This is a genomic window from bacterium, assembly GCA_018812485.1.
Taxonomy (GTDB): Bacteria; JAHJDO01; JAHJDO01; order JAHJDO01; family JAHJDO01; genus JAHJDO01.
Genome location: JAHJDO010000123.1, coordinates 1 through 7,256, shown reverse-complemented (window position 1 = coordinate 7,256; position 7,256 = coordinate 1). Strand labels below are relative to the sequence as shown.

Genomic DNA, 7,256 nt, shown 5'->3' with positions numbered 1-7,256 from the left:
TTTTATAGTTAATCCTGCTTTGCTCTCTCATAAATCCCCAAAGGTCTCTTTCTGCTTCCTTTAACATGTAGGTTAAATTTTGCTTGCCTTCGCTAAAATTTAGCGTATCATATTTTCCTGGACGCATTCTCTCTTCTCCTTTTTCCCGATACTTTCTCGGGATTCTGTTTTTTTCTTAGGAGAGAGGATAGCCCTTTCTTTTTCCTATCTCAATTACTTTTGCATAAAATATTTTACATTACCCATTTCCATTTTGGCTTGACTTTTAGATAACTGTGATATATACTTAGTAGTAGTTAATTGAAAATTTAGGTTAGTCGATAAAGGCAAACTATCCGAAAGGATAGGACGCAAAGCCTACAGACCTAAGAGGTTGTAAACTTTATGGTAGCTGGGTTGCCGAAATAAAAAGGGAACCCGTTCAGGTCAGGGCTTGGATGGGTTTTTTATTTCTATGATTGGGAAATACGTATCAGGATATAAAATAGATAAATATCTTACTTCTACTGATTTTGCAGATATTTATTTAGGGATTAAAGACAAAACAAATGTAATTATTAAAATATTGCAGATAAAACCTGATACTGACCAAAAACGTATCGACAGATTTTTTCACGAAGCTGAAATAATGAAGAAATTAAGTCATGAAAATATTCCCAAGGTGTACGACTTCGGGGAAGAGAAAGATTCTCAATATATTATACTGGAATATATTGACGGATATAACTTGAGAGAGCTGATAAAAGCGCATGGTGCTATCTCAAAGGATTACATCAGTATAATTCTTAAAGTATGTGACATACTTGGGTATATTCACAAAAAAGGCGTTATTCATCAGGACATAAAAAGCAGGAATATAATTTTGACAAAAGGTGGTGACGTGAAAATAATAGATTTTGGTTTAGCTTATGAAAAGGACAAATATAGCATAAAAGTACGAGAAAGAGCTGGTACTCCACATTATATGTCTCCTGAACAAGTAAAAGGATATAGAGGGGATGAACGATCTGATATTTACTCTCTTGGGGTTGTTATGTATGAACTTGCAACAGGTAGGAGACCATTTGATGGAGAGGCTCTTGCTGAAATTGCTTTCCAGCAACTAAATATGCCTATTAAACCGCCACGAGTTTATAATCAAGAAATATTCAAGGGTTTTGAGGACATTGTCTTAAAAACTCTTAATATTGATCCTGCTGAAAGGTATCAAAGCATAGAGGAGTTGGTTTTAGATATAGAAAGAACTGTAAAAACAACTAGTTGGATAGATCAAGAGAGAAGAAAATATCCGCGGTATACTGTTAATATTGGAATTGAGCTGAGATTGCAAAATGATTTAACAAAACATTTAATTGGATATTATGGCTACACAAAGGACATAAGTCTTGGCGGGGTTCGTATAAGAATACCGAGATATAAAGATGTAGAGCATTCTAGAATAAAAGAGAAGATGAGGCTCCAAGTGAGAATTCCTGTGCTAGACATTCAGAAATATTTAGAACTAAATGGTCAAATAATCTGGCATTTACACAAGAAAGAAGATTGCAATATTGGCATACAATTTGTCTCAAACGATAAAGAAAGAGAAGAGTCCCTTTCTAAATTTGTGGAGAGTATTAAATAAAGAAACGAGGGAAAATGGCAGGAAAATATCTAACAAGGAACGAGGTTCAGCAGACGTTAAAGCTCGGTAGAGCAGAAATGTTAGAACTTATTAAGAGCAAAAAGATTAAAGCCTATCGCTTAGATAATGAGATTGTCTTTAAATACAAGGACGTGGAGAAACTTATTGCCATGATTGAGCCAGAGAAGGAAGTTGACACTTCAAAATACAGCTGAATCTTATTTAGTTCCTGTCTAACATACACTTACCAAATTACATTACTTATATTACTTGCGATGACTTTATACCTGTTTTGGGGTAGTTTGGGCACAAAATGGGCACAAGAACCAATATTCTCCCCCGTACAGAATTTTTCCATAAGAAGCATTATTTATACATTTGCCTTTGAGTTAAGAGTAATTCTATAATATAATGGGGATAGAGCATGGAAGATACAATCATTTTGGGGAGTGGAAGATAGAGTCGTTTTAGAAAAAATTATTATGTTTAAAACAATAAAAGCAATTTTAACAATTGCGTTAATATTAATTTTGACAGCTGGTATTTATACGCCTGTTATTTCCTTTGCAGAAGAAAATTCTGCTGAGGAACTTACAAAATTATTGTTGGATGCGGCAAAAGAAGGCGACACTGCAGAAGTAAAGGCTTTGTTAGATAAGGGTGCTGATGTGAATTCAAAAGAGAGCTATGGCAAAACGGCTTTAATGTATGCAGCAGAAAGAGGACACGTTGACATTGCAAAAATCCTCTCAAAGAAAGAGGCTAATATAAATGCAAAGGACAATTATGGCGAAACGGCTTTGATGTACGCAGCACAATGGGGGAAAGTTGAGATTATAAAAATTCTGTTAGACAAAGGTGCTGATGTGAATGCAAGAAACAAGTACAATATAACTGCTTTAATACATGCAGCAGGCTACTGCAGCGCGGATACTGTGCAATATTTGCTAAGTAAAGGCGCTGATGTCAATGCAAAAGCCAAGAATGGTTGGACGGTTTTGATGACTGCGGCAGAAAGGAAAGATAGTGACATTGTAAAAGTCCTGCTGGACAATGGTGCGGATGTAAATGTAAAAGGCAAACATGGAATGACGGCTTTGAGCTGCGCAGAAGGAAAATATCGGACAAAGACAGTCCAATTACTCAAGAAATATGGAGCCAAAAGATCTAAACCAAACTACCTTGGAATGCCATATACTTCTTCTGGATCCTGGGCACCCCTCCAAATATCCATATGGAATCCTGTTCAGCTTGTTTCGAGTGACTGGAGTATCTACGGATTGAGACTTAATTTGCCTTATGGATCAAACATGGATCCATCCTACGGAGAATATAGCAGTCTCTATGGTATTGATGTAGGCTTAGCAAGTATATCTTACGGAAATGTCAAGGCTATTCAGATAAATGCACTGCTCAATTTTTGTGATACTGATAGGACTGATTATGGATTTGTGCAGTGCATTCAATTTGGAGGGATTAATTGTATAGTTGGAGGACCAATAATAGGCATCCAGGTTGCTCCAATTATGAATTACATGTTGTGGAGTGGCGTTAAAGGTATTCAATTAGGAGGAGTTAATTTTACAGGAGGAATGGAAGGTATTCAATTGGGTCTATTAAACTGGACAGCCAACATGAGAGGTCTTCAATTGGGAGTAGCTAATTGTGCGTCTGGAGGAGTAGAAAAAACAACAGGAATACAATTAGGAGGATTAAATTTTTCAGGCGAAATGAAAGGCATTCAATTGGGTGCAGTTAACGCCGTAAGTGGAGACAACACGAAAGGCATCCAGATTGCTCCAATTGTGAATTACATGAAATTTAGTGGTGAATTGGAGAAAGCCAAAATTACAGGTCTTCAACTAGGAGTACTTAATGTTGCACGTCGTTATCAAATTTTTAGTTTTAAAAAGGATCATAGTGACATAAGAGTCGTTCAATTGGGAGTAGTCAATGATGTACTTGCAGCTAAAACAACAGGTCTCCAGATTGGTATTGTTAATAATTGCAAAGATATGAAAGGCGTCCAAATTGGATTGATTAACATCAACAAAAATGGAAAACTACCGTTTTCCCCAATAATCAATGTAAACTTTTAATTCTCATGTATAAAAAAATACGGGAGAAATTTGTTATGTATAAAACAATAAAAGCAATTTTAGGTACAAGTACACTAAGGTAATAGTAAACGTTCAATAATTAGTGTTAGAAACAGTAGAGAAAGGAGAATAGATGCCCAACATTAGTATCGAAGGTCCTATTATTGAGGACGTAGACAAGAAGAGAATTCTTGTTCAAGAGCTAACGGATGCTGCCACTAAAGCATACGGCTTGCCACGGGAAACGATCGTCGTTCTCATCAAGGAGAATTCTCCCGAGAACGTAGGCGTCGCTGGAAAATTGATAATCGACAGGAAGTAAACGGAGAAGTAGCTTCAGTGGGTAGTTTCTAATGCAGAGGATGACCAAGTCCTTTTTTGCGGGTTTTGGGCACCATTTGGGCACAACGCCATTTTTATAAGTGGTTGTCAACGAGCAAGTTACGAGTTTAAAAAGAATGGTACCGAAGGGGGGATTCTATTTTGAGGATTTTTACAACCTCTTCAACACCAATATGATACGACTTTAGTTCTTGTCTAACATACACTTACCAAATTACATTACTTATATTACTTACGATGACTTTATACCTGTTTTGGGGTAGTTTGGGCACAAAATGGGCACTAGAAAAGAGTTTATTTCCCCGCCAATTTACCAGGAAAGATCTCATGATAAAAGTTTATCATACTTGCCAACGTAAATATAGCCTTCACTAATTTGTTCCCTCCTATCTCTACTCTATTATCCCACACAGCTAGTTTAACTCCCCTCAAGTTCGCCTTTTATTGCTTCTTGGTTTTTTATAAGAGTTCTACGTTGTTCGACTATCGCGCTAATTTGTTTCTCAAGCCTCTCAACCACTACCTCAAAGTGCCTTTTTGTCTCCTCAAATTTTACATCAAAGACCTTAGAAATCTCTTGTAATAATTTTTCCTTAGACATTAATTTGCTTTTTGTCATGTTAAAAACTTTCTTAATTATCTCTTTAAAACATACGCTTATTTTATAGAAGAAACAACAAAAAATAAAACATTAGACAAATTAATTTACATTATTATAGAAAAAACAATATTATTAATAGCTGTCAAGTAAGCAAAACTTATACAATATTATAGAGTTAATATAATTCATCACACCTGATGCACCAACAGGTGTTTTTAAAAGGGCATTTTGCTTTTGTAACTTATTATAAGGCAATATGTTATATGGTATACGATAAAAACAGTAAAAAAGGGCTAAAAACAACATATCCTATTGAGTATCAATAGGTTGACAATATTGTTATTTTTACCGAGTTTTAGTGATTTTAAAACACGTGGTATACCAATTTATAATAATGTTTTTAAATTTTGTGTGAACGGAAGAAAAAGTTGCATTTCACCGTTTTTAGGCAATTTTCTTCGCAAAAGCATAAAAAGCAATAAATAATTGCACATATCAATCTTAATGTTCTATAACAACAAAAAACAGGGAGCTAGGGGCGTGTATTAATAAATTCAAAAAGGGGCTTAGCTTACGTTGTTAACGCCTTTATGTTTATGCAAAAAACTTTTCGCACATTTGTAAAGAAATTAACTCTTCTTTGCTTTCACATTTTTACCATATCATAACTGCTTGAGAATGTTAGACAAGTGGTTGCGCGCATTTGTTTGTGTATTAAATAAAAATTGCAGGTAATTTTAGATAATTATCCTGTTTTTAATGGGTTTTTCTTTCCTTAGAGATCTAAAACGGCTTAAAATATTTTGGCACTGACGGGTACACAAAGATACTGAATAACGGGTTTTTAAAAAATGCGAAAGGAATTTCCCTGTCCATACATTTTGAGTATATCCAAGCTTTTTGGGCGGGAAAGACAAACTCCAACGCAGTGACGTCTCTTGCGTAGAATTAAGCCTAGGAGAACATCCTTGACGCGCGCTTTTCTGCAATCCAGCCAGGCCATTTGCCTCAATACGATGAAGCCAGTTATAAACACTGTGAGGCGAATGTCCATAAACAGAGGCAGCTTTATAACAACTGCCTGTTTTTAGGGCGTATAAGGCAACATGTAGCCGGTGATAATAGCGAGCTTTTGGAGAACGGGATATTTCATCTTGAATCGCAGCAATAATATTCTTACTATCTAGATTTAGCGCTTTTAATCTTTTCATATTACTAAGAATATCATAGTTTTATTTATTATGTAACAATTATTGCGTTTTTTCTAATAATAAAATATTAATTAGGTAGACAAAAACATAAAATAGTCTACAAATAGCAAGTTTATCTCTTTTTTATGCGTTGCAGTGTTGGTAGACCAGTCTACAAGTTTTTAGGACAGACATAACATTCCTTAAAGCTCATGGCTCTCCTCTTCCCATAAGACAATTCCTTTATTTGCCTGTTCGTAGAAAATCGGATCTGTCTTTTTCTTTTCAATAAAATTCAGATTAGAATAGACTATGCTCTGGATATTTCTCTTGTTTCGATGGCTCTTGATTTGTTGAATTATATGCTCTTTATTACGACTAATGATTAATAAATCTATATCGCTGTCCGGAGCTTGAACTGCCAAAAAGTACTATTTTGGAGGACAGCAGCTTTAATTTTTTCAGGATACCACTAATCTGATCTATTGTTTCTATTACTTTGAGTTGTTTAACAACAATGTTTTTATGATTGAGTGTATAAAAGAAAGCTTTCCCACGTTTAGTCCTGAAAAGAAAATCTGTAGTGACTAGTTCGCGGAGTGCATAGTTAACTCCTGATTTGCTGATTTTGGTTGCTTTTTGAATCTCGCTTTCAAGAAAATCCCGAATCGGGTGGTCTATAAGAAAATGCAACACCTTCTGCGCATTTGTGGTAACTAATATATTCTTTCGCATCGGGCTTTCTCCCAATATATTGAACTACTATCCAATATATTAGATAAACAACTTTTTGAACATATAAGGAACTGAAATATTTAATAGGACAATAGTCAAAGAGTCAGAAACATGGGCGCAGAAAGCTGATAGAAAATCCTTGGTTCTGCGTGAATCACGGTTTTGGCGCGTTAGCGACAAATACCGTGGATTCATCTTGTTCGATCTTTTCTTCGATGTCGTCGAAGTTCCCGTGCCAAATGTCGAATTCATCCCCTGTCTTCCATCCGTCTACGTCGGGACGGGCGTCAAGCCAGGCAGTGATTCGTTTCAGCTTGGCATCGGGATCAGAGCTACGACGACCAAGTTCCACGACAACATCGAGCTTGTCATCTTTCCCGCCACCACCACAGTAACAACCGTTTGCTTCGACGGCTTCCTCGATGAAGGCGTCGAGGAACTCATCAAATCCGTCTTTCCGATTCCGGGTGATGACGAGCTGTCGTCCCCACTCCGTGAATTCACTGTAGTGCTTCTTTTTGCGGAGTCGTTTTTTCATCTCTCAGATTGAACATTAATTATTGAACAGTCACTTCTACTTTAATGTTACCATAGCTCAAATTGCTTAAAACCTCAATAAAAATAGGCAAAAATATATTTATTATAAAAAGTATGACCTTAAAATA

The 7,256-nt window shown here is 35.9% G+C and carries 8 protein-coding genes and 1 riboswitch; of the genes, 4 read left to right on the top strand and 4 right to left on the bottom strand.

Annotation, left to right across the window (positions count from 1 at the left end):
* Positions 1-315: 315 nt before the first annotated feature.
* A riboswitch (cyclic di-GMP riboswitch) is annotated at positions 316-404 on the top strand.
* A gap of 50 nt (positions 405-454) precedes the next feature.
* From KKC91_10335 to KKC91_10320, 4 genes are all read left to right on the top strand, one after another.
* Positions 455-1,624, top strand: a complete 1,170-nt coding sequence (locus KKC91_10335; GenBank protein MBU0478949.1) for a protein kinase — start codon at positions 455-457, stop codon at positions 1,622-1,624.
* A 14-nt stretch (positions 1,625-1,638) separates the two neighbouring features.
* Complete coding sequence (locus KKC91_10330; protein MBU0478948.1) at positions 1,639-1,839, top strand: helix-turn-helix domain-containing protein; 201 nt, start codon at positions 1,639-1,641, stop codon at positions 1,837-1,839.
* 267 nt (positions 1,840-2,106) lie between these two features.
* The gene (locus tag KKC91_10325; protein ID MBU0478947.1) at positions 2,107-3,723 is read left to right on the top strand and encodes an ankyrin repeat domain-containing protein; all 1,617 of its coding nucleotides are present in this window, start codon (positions 2,107-2,109) and stop codon (positions 3,721-3,723) included.
* Positions 3,724-3,856: 133 nt separating this feature from the next.
* On the top strand, positions 3,857-4,045 hold the full coding sequence (locus KKC91_10320; protein ID MBU0478946.1) for a tautomerase family protein: 189 nt from the start codon (positions 3,857-3,859) through the stop codon (positions 4,043-4,045).
* A 438-nt stretch (positions 4,046-4,483) separates the two neighbouring features.
* Here the strand turns inward: KKC91_10320 and KKC91_10315 are convergent, their stop codons facing one another.
* From KKC91_10315 to KKC91_10300, 4 genes are all read right to left on the bottom strand, one after another.
* Positions 4,484-4,684 (bottom strand): hypothetical protein, encoded by a 201-nt coding sequence (locus tag KKC91_10315; protein ID MBU0478945.1) that lies wholly within the window; start codon positions 4,682-4,684, stop codon positions 4,484-4,486.
* A gap of 719 nt (positions 4,685-5,403) precedes the next feature.
* Positions 5,404-5,877 carry a helix-turn-helix domain-containing protein gene (locus KKC91_10310; GenBank protein ID MBU0478944.1) on the bottom strand — a complete coding sequence of 158 codons (474 nt, stop codon included), beginning with the start codon at positions 5,875-5,877 and terminating at the stop codon, positions 5,404-5,406.
* Positions 5,878-6,234: 357 nt separating this feature from the next.
* Positions 6,235-6,591 carry a hypothetical protein gene (locus KKC91_10305; GenBank protein ID MBU0478943.1) on the bottom strand — a complete coding sequence of 119 codons (357 nt, stop codon included), beginning with the start codon at positions 6,589-6,591 and terminating at the stop codon, positions 6,235-6,237.
* A gap of 154 nt (positions 6,592-6,745) precedes the next feature.
* Complete coding sequence (locus KKC91_10300; GenBank protein ID MBU0478942.1) at positions 6,746-7,129, bottom strand: YggL family protein; 384 nt, start codon at positions 7,127-7,129, stop codon at positions 6,746-6,748.
* Positions 7,130-7,256: the final 127 nt, after the last annotated feature.